The organism is Acinetobacter thutiue, assembly GCF_030385805.1.
GTDB classification, from domain to species: domain Bacteria; phylum Pseudomonadota; class Gammaproteobacteria; order Pseudomonadales; family Moraxellaceae; genus Acinetobacter; species Acinetobacter corruptisaponis.
Genome location: NZ_JAUDZE010000013.1, coordinates 21,070 through 39,059 on the forward strand (window position 1 = coordinate 21,070; position 17,990 = coordinate 39,059).

The 17,990-nt window shown below is 43.5% G+C and carries 16 protein-coding genes; 8 read left to right on the forward strand and 8 right to left on the reverse strand.

Features of this window, described 5'->3' with window-relative positions; genetic code table 11:
- Nucleotides 1-523 precede the first annotated feature (523 nt).
- From prpF to QTA56_RS17075, 3 genes are all read left to right on the forward strand, one after another.
- Nucleotides 524-1,711 (forward strand): 2-methylaconitate cis-trans isomerase PrpF, encoded by a 1,188-nt coding sequence (gene prpF / locus QTA56_RS17065; protein WP_267982176.1) that lies wholly within the window; start codon nt 524-526, stop codon nt 1,709-1,711.
- Between the two features lie 162 nt (nt 1,712-1,873).
- Nucleotides 1,874-2,785, forward strand: coding sequence for a polyprenyl synthetase family protein (locus QTA56_RS17070; RefSeq protein WP_267982177.1), 912 nt, complete (start codon nt 1,874-1,876; stop codon nt 2,783-2,785).
- Between the two features lie 19 nt (nt 2,786-2,804).
- Nucleotides 2,805-3,092: a DUF3817 domain-containing protein gene (locus QTA56_RS17075; RefSeq protein WP_267982178.1), complete on the forward strand. Its 288-nt coding sequence runs from the start codon at nt 2,805-2,807 to the stop codon at nt 3,090-3,092.
- A gap of 84 nt (nt 3,093-3,176) precedes the next feature.
- Here the strand turns inward: QTA56_RS17075 and QTA56_RS17080 are convergent, their stop codons facing one another.
- The 4 genes from QTA56_RS17080 to QTA56_RS17095 form a co-directional block, all read right to left on the reverse strand.
- Nucleotides 3,177-4,028, reverse strand: coding sequence for an SPFH domain-containing protein (locus QTA56_RS17080; protein WP_267982179.1), 852 nt, complete (start codon nt 4,026-4,028; stop codon nt 3,177-3,179).
- 16 nt (nt 4,029-4,044) lie between these two features.
- The gene (locus QTA56_RS17085) at nt 4,045-4,512 is read right to left on the reverse strand and encodes an NfeD family protein (protein ID WP_004675003.1); all 468 of its coding nucleotides are present in this window, start codon (nt 4,510-4,512) and stop codon (nt 4,045-4,047) included.
- 185 nt (nt 4,513-4,697) lie between these two features.
- Nucleotides 4,698-5,615: a patatin-like phospholipase family protein gene (locus QTA56_RS17090; protein ID WP_267982180.1), complete on the reverse strand. Its 918-nt coding sequence runs from the start codon at nt 5,613-5,615 to the stop codon at nt 4,698-4,700.
- 62 nt (nt 5,616-5,677) lie between these two features.
- Nucleotides 5,678-6,304: a 1-acyl-sn-glycerol-3-phosphate acyltransferase gene (locus QTA56_RS17095; RefSeq protein WP_267982208.1), complete on the reverse strand. Its 627-nt coding sequence runs from the start codon at nt 6,302-6,304 to the stop codon at nt 5,678-5,680.
- A gap of 148 nt (nt 6,305-6,452) precedes the next feature.
- Between QTA56_RS17095 and QTA56_RS17100 the strand changes: the two genes are divergently transcribed.
- The 5 genes from QTA56_RS17100 to QTA56_RS17120 all read left to right on the forward strand — a co-directional run bounded on the left by QTA56_RS17100 (nt 6,453) and on the right by QTA56_RS17120 (nt 13,278).
- Nucleotides 6,453-7,700 carry an MFS transporter gene (locus QTA56_RS17100; protein WP_267982181.1) on the forward strand — a complete coding sequence of 416 codons (1,248 nt, stop codon included), beginning with the start codon at nt 6,453-6,455 and terminating at the stop codon, nt 7,698-7,700.
- A gap of 631 nt (nt 7,701-8,331) precedes the next feature.
- Complete coding sequence (locus QTA56_RS17105) at nt 8,332-9,471, forward strand: porin (RefSeq protein ID WP_267982182.1); 1,140 nt, start codon at nt 8,332-8,334, stop codon at nt 9,469-9,471.
- A 123-nt stretch (nt 9,472-9,594) separates the two neighbouring features.
- Nucleotides 9,595-11,235: a phosphoethanolamine transferase gene (locus tag QTA56_RS17110; RefSeq protein WP_267982183.1), complete on the forward strand. Its 1,641-nt coding sequence runs from the start codon at nt 9,595-9,597 to the stop codon at nt 11,233-11,235.
- A gap of 21 nt (nt 11,236-11,256) precedes the next feature.
- Nucleotides 11,257-11,934: a response regulator transcription factor gene (locus QTA56_RS17115; protein WP_267982184.1), complete on the forward strand. Its 678-nt coding sequence runs from the start codon at nt 11,257-11,259 to the stop codon at nt 11,932-11,934.
- Nucleotides 11,935-11,937: 3 nt separating this feature from the next.
- Nucleotides 11,938-13,278, forward strand: coding sequence for an ATP-binding protein (locus tag QTA56_RS17120; RefSeq protein WP_267982185.1), 1,341 nt, complete (start codon nt 11,938-11,940; stop codon nt 13,276-13,278).
- A gap of 6 nt (nt 13,279-13,284) precedes the next feature.
- On the opposite strand, the gene QTA56_RS17125 is transcribed toward QTA56_RS17120, so the two are convergent.
- The 4 genes from QTA56_RS17125 to QTA56_RS17140 form a co-directional block, all read right to left on the reverse strand.
- The gene (locus tag QTA56_RS17125; RefSeq protein WP_267982186.1) at nt 13,285-14,094 is read right to left on the reverse strand and encodes a lipopolysaccharide kinase InaA family protein; all 810 of its coding nucleotides are present in this window, start codon (nt 14,092-14,094) and stop codon (nt 13,285-13,287) included.
- Between the two features lie 52 nt (nt 14,095-14,146).
- Nucleotides 14,147-14,863, reverse strand: coding sequence for a phosphatase PAP2 family protein (locus QTA56_RS17130; protein WP_267982187.1), 717 nt, complete (start codon nt 14,861-14,863; stop codon nt 14,147-14,149).
- A 521-nt stretch (nt 14,864-15,384) separates the two neighbouring features.
- Nucleotides 15,385-15,936, reverse strand: a complete 552-nt coding sequence (locus QTA56_RS17135; RefSeq protein ID WP_267982209.1) for a TetR/AcrR family transcriptional regulator — start codon at nt 15,934-15,936, stop codon at nt 15,385-15,387.
- Nucleotides 15,937-16,653: 717 nt separating this feature from the next.
- On the reverse strand, nt 16,654-17,841 hold the full coding sequence (locus QTA56_RS17140; RefSeq protein ID WP_267982188.1) for an ammonium transporter: 1,188 nt from the start codon (nt 17,839-17,841) through the stop codon (nt 16,654-16,656).
- Nucleotides 17,842-17,990 lie beyond the last annotated feature (149 nt).

Here is a 17,990-nt window from a genome sequence, read left to right on the forward strand (position 1 = left end):
CTGGTAAAATAAATGTTGATTTATATTTGTACGCTTGAAAGGTCACTTTGTTTTTTTAACCATGTTTATTGGCTTTCGTGCCATTGTTAAATCATGCTGATATACCCAATATAAAGGTCATATTTTGCCTAAAATACTTAGGGTTTGTTGACATTTCAGCCATGCATTGCGTTATCGGCTAAAACGACATAAACAAGGCATGAAACGCAGGCAATGGCGACCCCCTTGTCAAGTTTCATAACGCAGTTTATGGAAGTTTTAGCCATAACCCTACGGGACAGGGACATTTTTTGCCGCTACTTCGTTATGTTTTGCTCGCTTAGAATAACTAAGCTTCACAAAACCTGCCTTGTATCGTCTAAAAAATGTCCTGTGTCGCAATGAGAGCTGAAAGCTCGCAAGGTGAAATGTCAACAGACCCTAGCCTAAAAACCGTTGGTCGTATGGCATTTATGACTGCTGTGCAGTAACGTTGAACACAAAACCTAGCTGCACCAAAACATGATAAAAGGATGAAATTGACATGAGCTCAGTACCGCAAATCAAAGTCCCAGCAACCTATATGCGTGGTGGCACAAGTAAGGGGGTGTTTTTCAAGCTGGATGATTTGCCTGAAGTGGCACAGGTGGCAGGAAAGGCCCGCGATCAACTTCTTCTTCGTGTGATTGGCAGTCCAGACCCATATGGCAAGCAAATTGATGGTATGGGTGGTGCAACTTCAAGCACCAGCAAAACCGTGATTCTGGCAAAAAGTTCACAACCAGAACACGATGTCGATTATTTATTTGGACAGGTTTCCATTGACCAGCCATTTGTGGACTGGAGTGGTAACTGTGGCAACCTCACCGCAGCAGTGGGTTCATTTGCCATTTCCAATGGTCTGGTGGATGCCGAGCGTATTCCTGAAAATGGCATCTGTACGGTACGCATCTGGCAGAAGAATATTCAGAAAACCATTATTGCACATGTGCCAGTGACCAACGGTCAGGTACAGGAAACAGGTGATTTTGAGCTAGATGGCGTGACTTTTCCCGCAGCGGAAGTGCAAATTGAATTTTTAGACCCTGCCGATGATGGTGAAGAGGGCGGCGATATGTTCCCTACAGGCAATGTGGTGGATCAGCTTGAAGTGCCTGACATTGGTATATTTCAGGCCACCTTTATCAATGCGGGTATTCCAACTATTTTCCTGAATGCGGAAGATATTGGCTATCAGGGTACAGAATTGCAGGATCATATCAACGGTGATAATGCTGCTTTGGCACGTTTCGAAAAAATCCGTGCCTATGGTGCGGTGCAGATGGGATTGATCAAGGATATTTCTGAAGCGGCTGCCCGTCAGCATACGCCTAAAATTGCCTTTGTTTCTCAGCCGAAAACCTACACTTCTTCAAGTGGCAAAACCGTTGAGGCGGCTGATGTTGATTTATTGGTTCGTGCCTTGTCGATGGGTAAGCTGCACCACGCCATGATGGGCACAGCCGCAGTTGCGATTGGTACGGCGGCAGCAATTCCAGGCACGTTGGTGAATCTGGCAGCGGGCGGTGGTGAGCGTGAAGCGGTTCGTTTTGGTCATCCATCAGGGACATTGCGTGTTGGCGCCCAAGCTGAGTTGATTGATGGCAAATGGGCTGTAAAAAAAGCCATTATGAGCCGTAGCGCACGTGTGTTAATGGAAGGCTGGGTGCGTGTACCTGGTGATACGTTCTAAATTATCCCAGTAAATTTCTTGATAAAGTCTCCTTTTGGAGGCTTTATTATTTTGAATAAGTTAAAAATACAAACACAATTTCCTGAGATAAATAATGGTATGATGTCGCCATTCTGACAGGTCCTGTCTTTATTCTTATCATTCAAGCTTCCAGAGGCAATTGTGTCATCTATTTCTCAAGTTAATGCGGATGTTTTACAACAAGCTCAACAACGTATTCAACAGGATTTATTGACAGCATTGGCTGCATTCTCCATTCCAGAACCGTTAAAGGCCGCTGTGCATCATGCCGTGATGCTGGGTGGAAAGCGTGTTCGTCCTGCATTGTGTTATGCGGCTGCCTCATTGCAAGCCAACCCTTATTTTGCGGCCGCCCGCCGTGCAGCCGTTGCGGTTGAGTTGATCCACTGTTACTCATTGGCACATGATGACTTACCCTGTATGGACAATGATTTACTGCGTCGTGGGCAGCCAACCTGCCATGTGGCATTTGGTGAGGATACTGCCTTGTTGGCGGGGGACATCTTGCAATCCATGGCATTTGAAATTCTGGGAAGCCGTTTGTTTGATGAACAGGGGCAGGGCACGGAGGCAGCGATTGTACTCAAGCAAATGCAGATTTTAGCCACTGCCAGTTCAAAAATGGTCTGTGGTCAGGTACTCGACTTACAGGCTGAAGGCAAACAGGTCGATCAGGCTGAACTGGAAAATATTCACCGTAATAAAACAGGTGCCTTGATTCAGGCCGCGATTATGATGGGTGCAGTGACGATTTTTGCAGGTACGGATCAGGCGATTCCAAAGTTGCGCCAGTTTGGGCAAAGCATTGGTTTGGCTTTTCAGGTTCAGGATGACATTCTGGATATTACCGCCAGCACTGAAACATTGGGTAAAACTGCGGGTAAGGATGAGCAGGTACAAAAATCGACTTATCCAGCCTTAATGGGTTTGGAAAAAGCCCAAGTCTATGCGCAAACCCTGCATGATCAAGCATTTGAAGCATTGGGCTATTTTGGTGATGACGCCAGAGAGCTGGTGGCAATTGCACAGTTTTTATTGGCACGAAAAAGTTAATGACAGGAACAGCATCATAATGAATATTAAAACTTTACGTTTTGTGGGTACGCTTGAGGGAATCAGTTTTCTGTTATTGCTTGGTGTTGCGATGCCGATTAAATATATTGGGGATAATCCTATTTTTGTCAAATATATTGGCATGGGACATGGGGTGCTGTTCTTATTGTTTTTAGCGGTCTTGCTGGTTGTCTGTCACCGTATGAAATGGTCACTGAGTATTTTTAACATGGGTTTGATTGCTGCTATCCTACCTTTTGGCCCTTTTATTTTTGATCGTAAAATTAAGAAATTAGCTGAGCAATAAATATCAACTACACAAGTTAAATGGAATTTGCTCAATAAAAAAACGCACCATCTTTAGGGATAGTGCATTTTTTATAACTAAAAATTAATGCTTACCCATAATCCCACGGATTGCATTGAGTACATCAGCAGGCAATACCACAGTTTTTGAATTACTTGATTTAGATAAATCCTGCATGGCTTTCACATATTGTTCACCCAATAGGTAAGCAACAGGAATTTCTTTATCTCCCACAGCACTGGTGACCATTTCAATGGCGCGTTGTGAAGACTCTGCAAGAACAACCTGTGCCTCGGCATCACGACGGGAGGCTTCCAGACGACCATCCGCCTCTAGAATAGCAGCCTGTTTTTCACCATCCGCCTTGGTTACAGTCGCACGACGTTGACGCTCAGCCGCAGCCTGTGCCTCCATTGCTGCCTGCATAGTGTGAGATGGCTGGATATCCTGAATCTCAACGGTTTTGAGCGTGATTCCCCAATCGGAAATATCATCAGAAATCGCGGCTTTTAATTTGGCCTTGATATGGTCACGGGAAGACAGCGCATCATCCAGGTCCATTTCACCCACGATGGAACGTAGTGAGGTTTGAACAAGGTTTTGAATTGCCCATGTATAGTTTTCAATGCCATACACCGCTTTTTCAGGTGTGGTGAGATTGATATAGGCAACCGCATTCATCACCAGAACCGCATTGTCGCGTGTAATCACTTCCTGTGAAGGAATGTCCAGCACAATATCCTTGGTGGTGATTTTATAAGCCACTTCATCAACATACGGAATGACAAAATTCAGGCCAGGACTCAACGTGGTATGGTATTTACCTAAACGTTGTACAATCCATTTATAACCCTGGGGAACAATACGAACCCCTTTAAAAATAGTTATACCAATAAAAGCCAAAAGAGCTAAAACAATAATCGCTCCAGCAGACATATCAAAACCCTCTTTGTTATGAAATATTACTACTATGTGGTTGGACCACTAGATCGTTACCTAGAATATCAACGACCCGAACACGGTCACCGACCTGAACAGCCGTTGTGGTTCGGCAATTCCATTCATCTGACCCTAAAACAGGCATTGGAAAGCGTACAATGATCTGATCATGGTCAAGCCCAGTACGGATGACCATACCCACTTGTCCAATCGTGGCTTCCCGTGGTAATCCTGCCTTTGTTTTATCAGTCGAGAGTGGCTTGATAAACTTAAACCAGAGTATCGTACATAAAATAGATAAAATGCCCCAGGTCACCACTTGGGTGGTAAAGCCCATCATTGGGAAAAGCCACAGTAAAATACACACCATGACTGCTGCTATGCCAAACCATAATGCGGCAAAAGCAGGCAAAATCAACTCTGAAAGAATCAGTAAAATCCCTAATACAAACCAGTGCCAAGGCTCAACTACAAACTCCATAGATTTGCTCGCATCATTAAACTGAGTGGAGGTGAAAAAACATTCACTTTCCCCACTCTAGCAGATGATTATCTTTATGAATATAAAAAGATTGTTTTTTTAGGATGTGGGGGAAATGCGAGCTGGAAAGCTTACTCATAGAGCAAGCATCTTTGAACTGCACACCACCCCTTAATATTATTTTTTTAGAATTTAGCCCGAGGCGCTGGCTGTAATGCAGCAGGGGACTTCTTAAAATCAGTAATGGCTTTTTGAATGGCAACGATTTTACCCTGAGCCGCTCTTTCACCCTCTAAAATCGCTTCATTACTTGATTTCAGGTCAAGCACACCAAGATGACCAACTTTAGGCTGAATCACGACGTTTGCCTGATTCAGTTCCTCATTGATACTTTGCTGTCCCATAATATTAATGGTCTGGTCGAGCAATCCCCACATACTCAATGGTTTGTCACCCGTTGGACGCGCTGAAATATCCACCGCAATCACAATATCAGCACCCATGTCTTTCGCTGTTTTGACTGGAATTGGACTGACCAAGCCACCATCGACATATTTGGTATTGCCAATTACAGTGGGTACAAAAACGTTCGGAATACTACAGGATGCGCGTACCGCCTGACCTGCATTGCCCTTAATAAATTCAGCCTTTTTGCCATTGTCTAAACGGGTTGCAACCGCAGCAAAACGGATTGGGAATTTTTCAATCGGTTTATTGCCCACCTGAGTATTGACATAGTTCTGTAGTTTCTGACCTAAAATAATGCCCTGACTGTTGAGGGTTAAATCGCGTAGATCAGACTCTTGCAGCTTTAGGGCGAGGTTTTGCATCTGGTAAGGCGTTTGACCACTGGCATAGATACTACCGACAAAGCTGCCAGCACTGGTGCCTGTCACAATCTTGGCCTTAATCCCATGAGATTCCAATACCTTGATCACGCCAATATGAGCAAAGCCCTTGGCACCACCACCACCTAAAGCCAGTGCAATCACAGGTTCACGGGCCTTGATTGCTGTTGTGGGAGGTGTTTTTTTTGCAGTCTGATCACAACCAAATAAAGCCAGGCTAATTAAAGTCAGGCAAGACAGTCGAGCAATTTTCATATTAAATGCAGATAAAGTGTACAAAAAGATGGGCACATCAGAGCAGATTTGCCCTTAATTTTCTAGTTTTTTTTCACAAGTTTTTGTAAGGGTTCAGCCAGCCAGTGTGGATTCTTGGGTGAGAAATGACCCTCATAGCATTTCATAATTTTTTCAAGGTCTTGCTGGTAGTGTCCTGTTGTGGTGAACGCGCCCAGACTATAAATGGTCTTATGGGCATAATCGAAAGAAAACATCACAATCGGTACGCCAGCGGCATGGGCAATATGATAAAAGCCACTTTTCATTTTCTCTGCTTTTTTACGGGTGCCCTCTGGTGCCATCCCCACCCAGATTTTGTCATATTTCTGGATAGTCGTTACCACCTGTTCGGTCAGTCCATGCGCGCTGTCCCGATGCACTGGAATCAGGCCAGCCCAGTTTAAAAAAGGCGCAAAAGGCGGTTTAAATAAAGTGTCCTTACCCAGCACCGTCACCTTTAAACCCAGACCCCCAATTGCAAGAAACCCATACCAGCCATCAATATTTGAGGTGTGTGGTGAAATAATTGCCACCGCTTTGGGGAGGTTGGGAATCTCTCCAACCACTTTCCATCCCTGACCAATGAAAAGTTTTCTGCACAATGCACGACTATACGCTGTGCCACGTTGCGGAACTAGCGGCGGTAAATCTGGAAAATCTTGTGGCATAAGCGAAGATAGATCAAGAACAACTCCTATCATCTTAAATCCTCATGACAGTGCCTGCATTGGCAAAAAATAAGATTTTATTGCCATGACACTGAAAGGATTGGATACTCTGGGTTTCGCCATAGCTTGCCAAGGGAAACTGAACAAAGTGCCTAATCTCCGACAGATTTACATTTTATTGTTTTCCCTATATTGGGCGCAGGGACTTCCCGTTGGCTTTATGACCCATGCCTTGCCCGTGATTTTAAGGGCGCAGGGGGTGTCTCTAGCACATATTGGCGGCTTTGGGTTGTTGATGTTGCCGTGGTCAATCAAGATTTTTTGGGCGGCCTATGTGGATCGTTATGCCTTGTCACGTCTGGGACATTATCGTAGCTGGATTGTCCCCACCCAATTATGTAGCGTGGTCATTCTAGTCATTTTGTCTTTTTTTCCCATTCAGTCTCTGGACCAACCCAGTTATTTGATCATTTTTTTTGTGCTATTGCTGCTGATCAATCTTACTGGAGCAACTCAGGATATTGCCACAGATGGTCTTGCTGTGAACCTGCTTAAAAGTGATCAGCAACATTGGGGCAATACCTTTCAGGTGATCGGTTCCCGTCTGGGTTTCATTGTCGGTGGTGGAGCGGTGCTCTGGTGTCTGGACTGGCTACATTGGCAGGCAACATTTCTTGTGTTGGCGGTACTGGTTTTCCTGAACACCTTACCTGTTTTATTTTATAGGGAACCGCTTCATTCAAGACCAAGCGTTGATGATCCAGAGGTTGCTCCCTCATTCATACAGGCCATCAGGAATTACCTGAATTATTTTAGCTCATCCAAAGTGCTTAAAAGCTGGTTAATGGTCTTGATCAGCTTCAAGGTCGCCGATGGTTTGGCAGGGCCGTTATTAAAGCCGCTTATGGTGGATATGGGATTGAGCTTCACCCAAATTGGCGTGTTTATCACCATGTTTGGTGCCATTGCTGCGCTGATCGGGGCGGCTTGTGCAGGTGTGCTGCTGAAATATTTTTCTCGGGCACAGTGCCTGATCATATTTTCCCTGTTGAAAATCCTGAGTCTGGTCGCTTATGCCGTTGTTGCGTATGCATATGACCAGCAGGTTCAGGTTGCACCGTTATGGCTATATGCCGTGAACGCATTTGAAGACGCCTGTTCCGCGATGCTGTTGGTGGTGATGTTGACCTTGGTTATGCAATATAGCCGTAAGCAATTTGCTGGAACAGACTTTACCTTTCAGGTGTCAGTCATGGCGACAGTGAGTGGTTTGCTGTATCTGATCAGTGGAATCGTAGGGGATGTACTCGGATATTACCGTTATTTGGCCATGATTTGTGGGGTTGCCATTTTGTGTTTATGGCCAATATTCCTTTGGAAAAATAATGCAAGGTGATGAGGGTCTGTTGATATTTCAGCCATGCCTTGCGTTATAGGCTAAAACGACATAAACAAGGCATGAAACGTAGGCAATGGCGAACCCCTTGTCAAGTTTCATAACGCAGTTTAGGGAAGTTTTAGCCATAACCCTACGGGACAGGGACATTTTTTGCCGCTACGGCGTTATGCCTTATTCATTTAGAATAGCTAAATTTCATAAGTCATGCCTTGTACCGTCTAAAAAATGTCCACTGTCGCAATGAGAGCTGAATAGCTCGCAAGGTGAAATGTCAACAGACCCTATCTATTTTATTACAATTTTTTTCTAAAATGCCCTATGGTTGAAATAGGTTTTATGTGCTGAAGCCATGTTTTATATGGAAAATTGAAGTGTTTTATAAAAAATAGTTGTTTTATGAATAAAGGTATTTTTGTTGAAATGGAAAATAAATTTATTTTTTTAATTGATTGATAGTTAAAATAATAATCTGGGTGATAGGATAAGAAAAAGTGAGTTAAACGATGCTGGGGAAGTGTCTAAAAATTAAACTTTAGTCGAAAATGGAATAAATTAATAAGATTTTAATCGTTTTGTCATATAAAGTTAATGTGTAGGATTTGTTACAAATTTAGCTAGGACGTACACAATGAAAATCAAAATTGTAACAGCAGCAGTGCTTAGTTTACTTGCAACCACAACATTTGCAGCACCAACCATTTACGGTGAGATTGATGCCAGTGTTGACTATTTACCAGAAAAAAATGCCAATACAGACAATAGGGATGTATGGGAAGTCAGCTCTAACAGTTCATTTATTGGTGTTAAGGGTGATGAAAAACTTACAGACCGTTTAAGTGCCGTTTATGCCATTGAATGGGGCTTCAGCGCAGATGGTGACAGCACAGACTGGTCACAGCGTAACCGTTTTGTCGGTTTGAAAGATGCCCAGTTGGGTACAGTGAAAATTGGTGTACATGATACGCCATTGAAGCAACTTTCTAGTGTCGTTGATACTTTTAACAACTATGTTGCCAACAAGGCCGACATTGGTGGAATCTTTGGTGGTGAAACACGTGTTAGCAACGTCGTTGTGTATGAATCACCAGCAGTAAAAGTTCCTGTACTGGACGGAGCCATTAAAGTAAGTGGCCTATTGGCAACAGGCGAAGCAACAGGAATTGATACCAGTAAATCAGGTGTTGTTAAAACAGCAGGCCGTGGTTTAGGTGATGCATGGTCAGCGTCAGCAAGCTTTGAAAGTCCGTTATTGGTTGCTGGTGTTGCTTATGATAAAGCCATTCCAAGCCCATTCTTGGGAAGAGGTTTCTTAAATGCCTCTGATAAAGCAATTCCTACTTCTGGTACTACAACGACTGCACCAACTGTAACAGCAGCAGCCAATACTTTACGTGTGATTGGCCGTATCAACCCAGTGAATGGTTTGGCACTTAAAGCGTTGTTCCAGACTTCAGAAGTTGAAAAAGCGGCTGGAAACACAGCGGGAGCCGATACAATTGATGATGCAAAAGGTTGGTTGGTGGGGGCAGAATATACCATTCCACAGGCAAAAAACTGGACAGTAAAAGGTCAATATAGCCAGAACACCACCAGCTTTAAACCAGCAGGTGTTGAAGACTTTGAAGCCAAACAGATCATTGGTGGCGTGGACTATGCATTTAACAAGCAGGTGAAAACTTATGGTTATGCAGGTTACCTAACGCTTGAACAGGCCAGTAAAAAGGATAAACAACCTGTTGCTGGTTTAGGTCTGGAATTTAAGTTCTAAGAATTAATATCATTATTATTTTAACAAAAAGACGATCACTTGATCGTCTTTTTCTATTTAAGTCATTTTTAAGTTTGTATTTTTATATTAAAAAGGAAGCAGGATATTTATGTTTAGACTGTAATGATGACATTTTTTCAAAATTTAAAGATAAAACCCATTTCTTTAATTGCATTTAATCTATTGTTGGCAATTTGGTTAGGTGTATTTTTAAATATTGCCTTTTTTGAAAAAATACACACGCTGACACCATATAATGGTGTAAAGGCAGGATTATTTGTTGTCGCTTCAATCATTATTGTGGTTGCCACCTATAACTTTATTTTCCAGCTTTTTAACTGGAAATGGACAGCAAAACCTTTGGCGATTGCATTGGTGTTTATTGGCGGTTTTGCCGCTTATGCAGTGAATACCTTGGGTGTACTCATTACATCTGACCAAATCCAGAACTTGATGCAGACTGATATTGCGGAAGCGCGTGATACCTGGTCATGGCATTTGGTGACATGGACTTTGGGAATGACAGTACTGCCGATTATTGTGATTCTCATGATGAAAATCAAACCTGAACCCATCATTCGTCAGCTATTGCATAAGCTAATCGCTTTAGTTGTCTCCTTGGCAATGGTGTTAGGGCTATTATTTGTTTTCTATGTTGATTTTGCATCTATTTTTCGTACTAACCGTGACCTGAAAGGCATGATTTCGCCGCAGAATATGATTGCTTCCTTTGCTTCATATTATAAGAAGAAAGCGCCGAAAGAGAATTTACCGCTAGTCGTGTATGGTGAAGATGCCGTGATGCAAAAGGCACAGGCTACCTCTTTACCGAAACTGATGGTTCTGGTCGTAGGTGAGACAGCACGTGCTGAAAACTTCTCTTTAAATGGTTATGGTAAAAATACCAACCCAAGACTGGCACAGCAGGATATTTTAAACTTTTCACAGGTTAGTTCATGCGGTACAGCAACTGCGGTTTCGGTTCCGTGTATGTTTTCAGGTATGCCCCGTAAACAATATGAGGAGCGTCTGGCCAGCCATCGTGAGGGATTACTGGATATTGCCCAGCGGGCGGGTTATCAGGTGACGTGGATTGATAATAATTCAGGCTGTAAAGGCACCTGTGACCGTGTCAATCAATTCAAGATTCCTGAACCAATCCAGCAGAAATGGTGCAAGGACAAGGAATGTTTTGACGATATTCTGATTGATAGCTTTAAGGCCTATTTAGCCACAATTCCTCAGGATGACAATCGTCCACGCCTGATTGTGCTGCATCAAATGGGCAGTCATGGTCCAGCCTACTATAAACGTGTTCCTACACAATTCAAGGTGTTCAAGCCGACCTGTGACACCAACGCCATTCAGGGCTGTAGCAGAGATGCATTGCTGAACAGTTATGACAATACCTTGCTCTATACCGATTATGTTTTAGACACCCTGATTGAAACATTAAAAAATACAACGAAATATCAAACCGCTTTGTGGTATTTATCTGATCATGGAGAGTCCACAGGTGAAAGCGGTATGTATTTGCATGGTGCGCCTTATGCGATTGCACCAACGCAACAGACCCATATCCCGATGTTGATGTGGTTCTCCACTGTCTGGCAACATCAGGCAAAACAACAGGTCAAATGTTTGGCACAGCAGGGCAGGCAGGAGTTGAGTCAGGATAACCTGTTCCCGACCATGCTGAGCCTGCTTGATGTGAAAAGCAAAGTGATCGACCCGAATAACGATATGCTGGCAGCATGTCCCTAATCCATAAGGTGTGATGAAGTCATGACCAAAATCTTGATGATCGAAGATGATTTTATGATTGCAGAGTCAACAATGACGCTGCTGCGCTATCATCAGTTTGAAGTGGAGGGGGTCAATAATGGGGTCGATGGCTTGGCATTACTGACCAAACAGTCTTTTGATCTGGTCCTGCTGGATTTAGGCCTGCCGCTGATGGATGGCATGCAGATTCTCAGACAGATTCGCCAGCGTACCTCAATTCCTGTGCTGATTATTTCGGCACGGGACCAGTTGCAGAATCGGGTCGATGGCCTGAATCAGGGCGCGGATGATTATCTGGTCAAGCCTTATGAGTTTGATGAGTTGCTTGCCCGCATCAATGCGCTATTGCGTCGTGGAAATGCTGAGACAGCCCAGCTTAAAAATCAGTCGCATTTGCTGAAAAGTGGCGACCTGACGCTGGACGTGGAACAGCATTTGGCGACATTCAAGGGACAGCACCTTGAGCTGTCCAACCGTGAATGGGCCATCCTGATTCCAATGGTTACGCATCCCAATAAAATCTTCTCCAAGGCCAACCTTGAAGACAAGCTGTATGACTTTGATAGTGAGGTCACTAGCAATACTATTGAGGTCTATGTCCATCACCTGCGTGCCAAGCTGGGGAAAAACTTTATCCGCACCATACGTGGTCTGGGCTACCGATTAGGACAAGAATAATTGATGCGACAGAGCGCAAAACATTATTCCCTAAAAAAACGACTGATTTTAGGGACCTCGGTCTTTAGTGTACTGCTGGGATGTATGCTGGTCTTTGTCGCCTATAAAATTGCACTGCATGAGGTCAATGAAATTCTGGATACGCAAATGCAGTATCTGGCAGAGCGTACCGCTGAACAGCCATTTTCCAAAGTGGACAGTCATGCTGAAATTCACCGCAGTTACCACGAAGAGGACCTGCTGGTGGATATCTGGCTGTATAAGGACCAGAGCCATTTGCTGAATAGCCTGCATTTACTGGTGGAACCTGTAAAACAGGCGGGTTTCTATAGCCAACAAACCGCACAGGGTACATGGCGGGTCTATGTCATTCCCTTAAAAGACTATCAGATACAGATTAGCCAGCAGGAAAAGGTACGTCAAAGCTTTGCATGGGAACTGGCAGGCAGCATGTTTATTCCCTATGTGCTGTTGCTGCCGTTTGCGATCATCGTACTGGCCTTTATTATCAGTTTAAGCCTAAAACCGTTGGAAGATTTTAAAGCTGAGCTGACCCAGCGTGGCTCTGAGGGACTGGCACCGATTGATAGTGAGGAATATCCGCAGGAACTGATTCCAACCATTGAGGAAATGAACCGTTTATTTGAACGTATCCAGCACGCACAGACCGAACAGAAACAGTTTATTGCCGATGCGGCACATGAACTCAGAACGCCTGTCACCGCCTTGAACCTGCAAACCAAGATTCTGATTAGCCAGTTTCCTGAACATGAGGCTTTGCAAAACCTCAGCAAGGGACTAGCGCGTATTCAGCACTTGGTAACACAGTTGCTGGCCTTGGCAAAACAGGATGTTGGATTAAGCCTGATTGAACCCAATACCAGGTTTTGCCTGAATGATGTGGCACTGAACTGTGTGGAGCAACTGGTTAATCTCGCCATGCAAAAGGAAATTGATCTGGGCTTTGAACGTAATGACCTGATCGAAATGCAGAGCCTTGAGCCAACCGTTCACTCGATTATCTTTAACCTGATTGACAATGCGATCAAGTACACCCCGAATCAGGGCATCATCAATATCTCTGTATATGATGATACCGATGGCTTTGCCTATGTGCAGATTGATGACAGCGGGCAGGGCATTGATCCAGACCAATACGACAAGGTGCTAAAACGTTTTTACCGTGTGCATCATCATCTGGAAGTGGGTAGTGGCCTTGGACTTTCAATTGTGGATAAGGCCACGCAGCGTTTGGGTGGCACACTCACTTTATCAAGAAGTATTGATTTAGGCGGTTTATCGGTGCTGGTAAAACTTCCTAAAAAACTGGAGCATCATGCATAGAGAAAACTATGCTGATGCCTTTTCAGCGTGTTCTTTGAGGTCGCGCAGAAACAGCACACATTTCTGAATACGTTTTCCATCATTACCGACCTTGCTTACATTGAAATTAAGTACCCAGCTCAGGCGTTTTCCAACCTTGGCAATGTCCTTATAGACTTGCGGCTCAGCCAGCAGGGCTTTGTACAGGATGAGGCTGGCATCATTTAATTGTTCAAATTCAAAATGATAGGCCGTTGAGAAAATAAACAGCAACCAGTCACGTACAAAGCAGTCATGCAGGCTGAGTACATCACGTGGATCAGTTTCAAAGTCAATAAAGCTAAACTGATTCTGCTCATCGACTAGAATATTACGTGCAAAGGCTTCACTTAAATATCCACCTTTCTGATGTATGCTTTGAATGGACTGAATTGCCTGGGTAAATAGTAGAAATTGTGCATCAGGATTTTCCTTGCGGCGGGCAAGCGCCTGATCCAGTTGCTGAATCTGGCTTTGATGCTGTATTCCAATGTCCTGTAATAAAATGCCTTTTTCCGAAACTGCCAACACATTTGGCGTGGAAACCCCTAATTCCCTGAGTTGCTGAATACGCTTGAATTCACACTGAATTGCGATTGACCCCCCTCGGTTGGGAACGGGCATGATTGCACCGAGGTTGAATATTTTTGCCAGCCATTTCAGTGGGGTGTAGAGCCATAAACCATGACGCTCGGAAGCCTTTTTAAGCCAGACCTTGCCGATGTTGAGTTGGTAGGCCTCAATCGAATTCTGTTGTGTGGTTAAAGACGATTCTAAAAAAGTTTGAAAGTCAGACATAGGCCAGCAAAAAACATCCTGATGTTTATAAACACTTACTTGTAGTAGGTGTTCACTTTACCACATCAAGCTGCGCTTGCGGTACGGAATTACGGTCGGGGAGCGATACGTGGTATTTTTCAGTGACCGCATAGAGAACAAAGTTAATGGTCAGGCAAATCCAGCCTGTCCAGAGATTATGGCTGAGGAAGTGTGCGCCCCGCATCATCTGTGCCCAACCCATCGCAAAACCCAGTGTTAAACCTGCAAATAAATAAAACCATGCACGGTTTCTTTCACGCAAACGGTAGCAGAAATAACCCGTGACCAAGGCAAAGCCTGTACTGGCATGACCTCCTGGAAAACAATGCCCCGCAGTTGCGGAGAAATCCCAGATAAAACCCGTAGTAGTTTGGTGGGTCATAGCCCAAGGGCAGGCATGGGCTGAATGGGCTTTTATTAAACCAATCGTACAGGTACACAGCATACTGACCCAGAACATATAGCCATATTGCCAACGGTTGACCTTGAGTTTCTCCACCTTGAATGAGGCACACCAGAGCACAAAAAAGCTGATGTAGACCAATGTGAGGATTTTCTTCACATAGGTATGATTCAGGGTCGCTAAGTACCAGTCACCCTTTGATGCGAACTGACCTGCACTGTTGACCCATGGTTGAATGAGATATAAATCAATCTGTCCAGCGACTGGAAATACAAAAATCAATACCAACCCACCGAGAATGAGTAGGCAACTGTTCCATAAGAGAAAAGGGGATTTCATTAACATAATGAATAAATGATACTGGCGCAGATTTGACTGAGATTTAAAATGATGGAACTTAATATGAAATTAACTGAACCTTAAACAGAAATTAAATTTATTTGAATGATAATTTTTATTATTATAATAAAATTGTTGTTTGTATTATAAGGTAATACAAATTTATAAAATAAATGTGGGGCGAGCTAATATATTTAAAATGTATATTTGAAATAAAAATAAATAACCTGAGTTCGATATAAAATCCTTGATGAAATATAATGCCCGAAAAAGTCATCCGCGATAGCTGTGCAAGATGGTTGCCCTTGCAGAGCTTCGCTCCTCATGCCGAATGAGAAACAACGTTTCGCAAAGGGGGCTAGACTGGGCACACCAAAGCGTTTAAAGCTTTGGTGCAGTGCAAGAAGTAGTAGCTGATTCTGAAATTGAATGAGAACTTGGCAAGACTCCACCAAGATATTTTTTCAAAAAGTTAGACCAATATTTAAGTCGAACTCAGGCTGATTCATTCTTTGTATGCGCCAGAATCAAATCATTCGCAGGAAATAATCCAGCAGGCTATCTTGTCTTTCCGCCCAATTCATTCTTAAAAGCTCAAGAACAGAACCATCAACAATAAATAAAAATATCGTTGCATCCTCAACCGTCACAGTATTTTTCATCTTTAACAGTAAAGACCGAATTTGTCTGATTAACCATTTTCTATATCCGACAGCGATTCGATAGGCCTTGGGATATAACTTTTCAAGCTCAAAAATAGCCTTAAACAACAAATGATACGGGCCATTTAAATCGACATGGAGCAGATAAATTTTCCTCAATTGGTCAAGCACATTTGAATGATGGCAACAGGCCCTGATTCTCCTGATTTTTTCTTTTAGCGTATCTTTTTGAAAAATAAGGCACAGCTCTATAAGTTTTTCTTTGGACTGAAAATAACGATAAAATGTTGCCTTCGCTATATTGGTTTCACTAATAATCCGATCCACACCCACCTGCTGAAATCCATACAAGTTAAAAAGATTTCTTGAGTAATCAAGCACTGATAGTGCCCTTGAGGAAATTTCTAAATTTGGCATAAACACACCACTAAACATAAGTTTTTTTGTTGTATATGCATGAGATCAGAATGCCACCGCCTTTTTAGGAACAGCAAAAAATAGGCATGACTCCGCCATAGACGACTGTGCCTTGGCTCATCTCAGATGCTTTATTGTCGATATGATTTTTTTAGTCGGTCTGATCTAAAGTTTGTAAAACCTATAGATGATCAAACAGCATCAAAAGTCTGCTGGAATGTATGGGAATAAAGGCTTTGGCAATGATTGCCGATGAAAAAGAAATGGTGCGCATAGTAAACCCCTGTTAAAATAGAAGTTCTACCAAACCATTGTCTGATTATGGTGGCAGAACGAAAGAGGGTTAGCAGACTGGACATACAGAACCAGCACGCGCGAACGCGTCCCCCGTCCGTTCTACCGCAAAGGGGGACGAGTGGTTTTTTACACATGCAAAGAATACTCAGATGAATAAACTCTGATGCGCTGTATGAACGGTCTGCTAAAACCGTCTGACCATGAGGGTCAGCACACAAAGCATAGTCCGCAAGGTTTGGCGTGTCAATATTCTATAGAGACAGGTGATCAAACAGTGTGAATGGATTGTTGGGAAAGATTTAAAATTAAGTTGAATTCAGGTTTAAATATATTTTTTATAGTTAACATCATTCCCTTGTAGTGAGGTCTGCACATACAAGGGAAATTTTAGGAATACTTGTTTCTAATCATTAAACCACATCAGAACATGGATTCTTCAGAGTTTGCCGAAATTTTGTGAATGGAAAGGTCTGCACCGCGATATTCATCTTCCTGAGAAAGACGGATACCCAAAGTCGCCTTTAAGATGCCATACACGACAAAACCACCAATCAGCGCAATGACAATACCTAAGCCTGTACCAATGATTTGGGAAATGATGGACACGCCACCCAAACCACCTAAAGCCTGCTGACCAAAGATACCCGCAGCGATACCACCCACTGCACCACAGACACCATGTAAAGGCCACACACCCAGTACATCATCCACCTTGAGCTTGTTTTGTGTATAAGTGAACAGGTAAACAAACAGGGCACCCGCAACGCCGCCAATCAATAATGCACCAATAGGATGCACAATATCGGAACCCGCACAGATTGCGACTAAACCTGCCAATGGACCATTGTGTAGGAAACCAGGGTCATTTTTACCCATAAAGTTTGCAGCCAATGTACCGCCAACCATTGCCATCAGTGAGTTGATCGCCACCAAGCCAGAGATGGCCTCCACACGTTGCGCACTCATCACGTTAAAGCCAAACCAGCCCACAATCAAAATCCATGAGCCTAAGGCAAGGAATGGAATGGATGATGGTGGATGCGCACTGACACGACCATCATTCTTATAGCGACCATTTCGAGCACCCAGCAGGATTACCGCCGCCAATGCAATCCATCCCCCCATGGCATGCACAACCACTGAACCTGCAAAGTCATGGAACCCAGCACCAAAGGTTTTTTCCAGCCAACCCTGCAAGCCATAATTGCCATTCCAGATCATGCCCTCAAAGAATGGATAGATCAGTGCAACCAGAATCAGCGTGGCAATGGCTTGGGAGCGCATTTTGGCACGTTCAGCAATACCACCAGAGATAATTGCTGGAATGGCGGCAGCAAAGGTGAGCAGGAAGAAACAGCGCATCAGGTTGTAGCCATGATCGGCAGCCAAGGTAGTGCCTGCATGGAAAAAGTTCTGTCCGTATGCAATCCAGTAGCCCACAAAGAAATAGGCAATTGCTGAAATGGCAAAATCAGTTAAGATTTTGCTGAGCGCATTGACCTGGTTTTTATGGCGTACTGTGCCCAGTTCCAAAAATGCAAAGCCAGCATGCATTGCCAATACCAGTACTGCACCGAGCAGTAAGAAAAATAGATCTACGTTTTGCATAGTGGTGCTCAAAAAAAGTGCTAAATTTGGTTTTGATGCAAATATTTGATTCGTTTTTTGCACCAAAATAGATTTAGTAAATCTAAAAACTCAAGTTGTCGTGGAACAACCCAATTTGATGAATTTTATAATGCAAAAAATGCACCAAT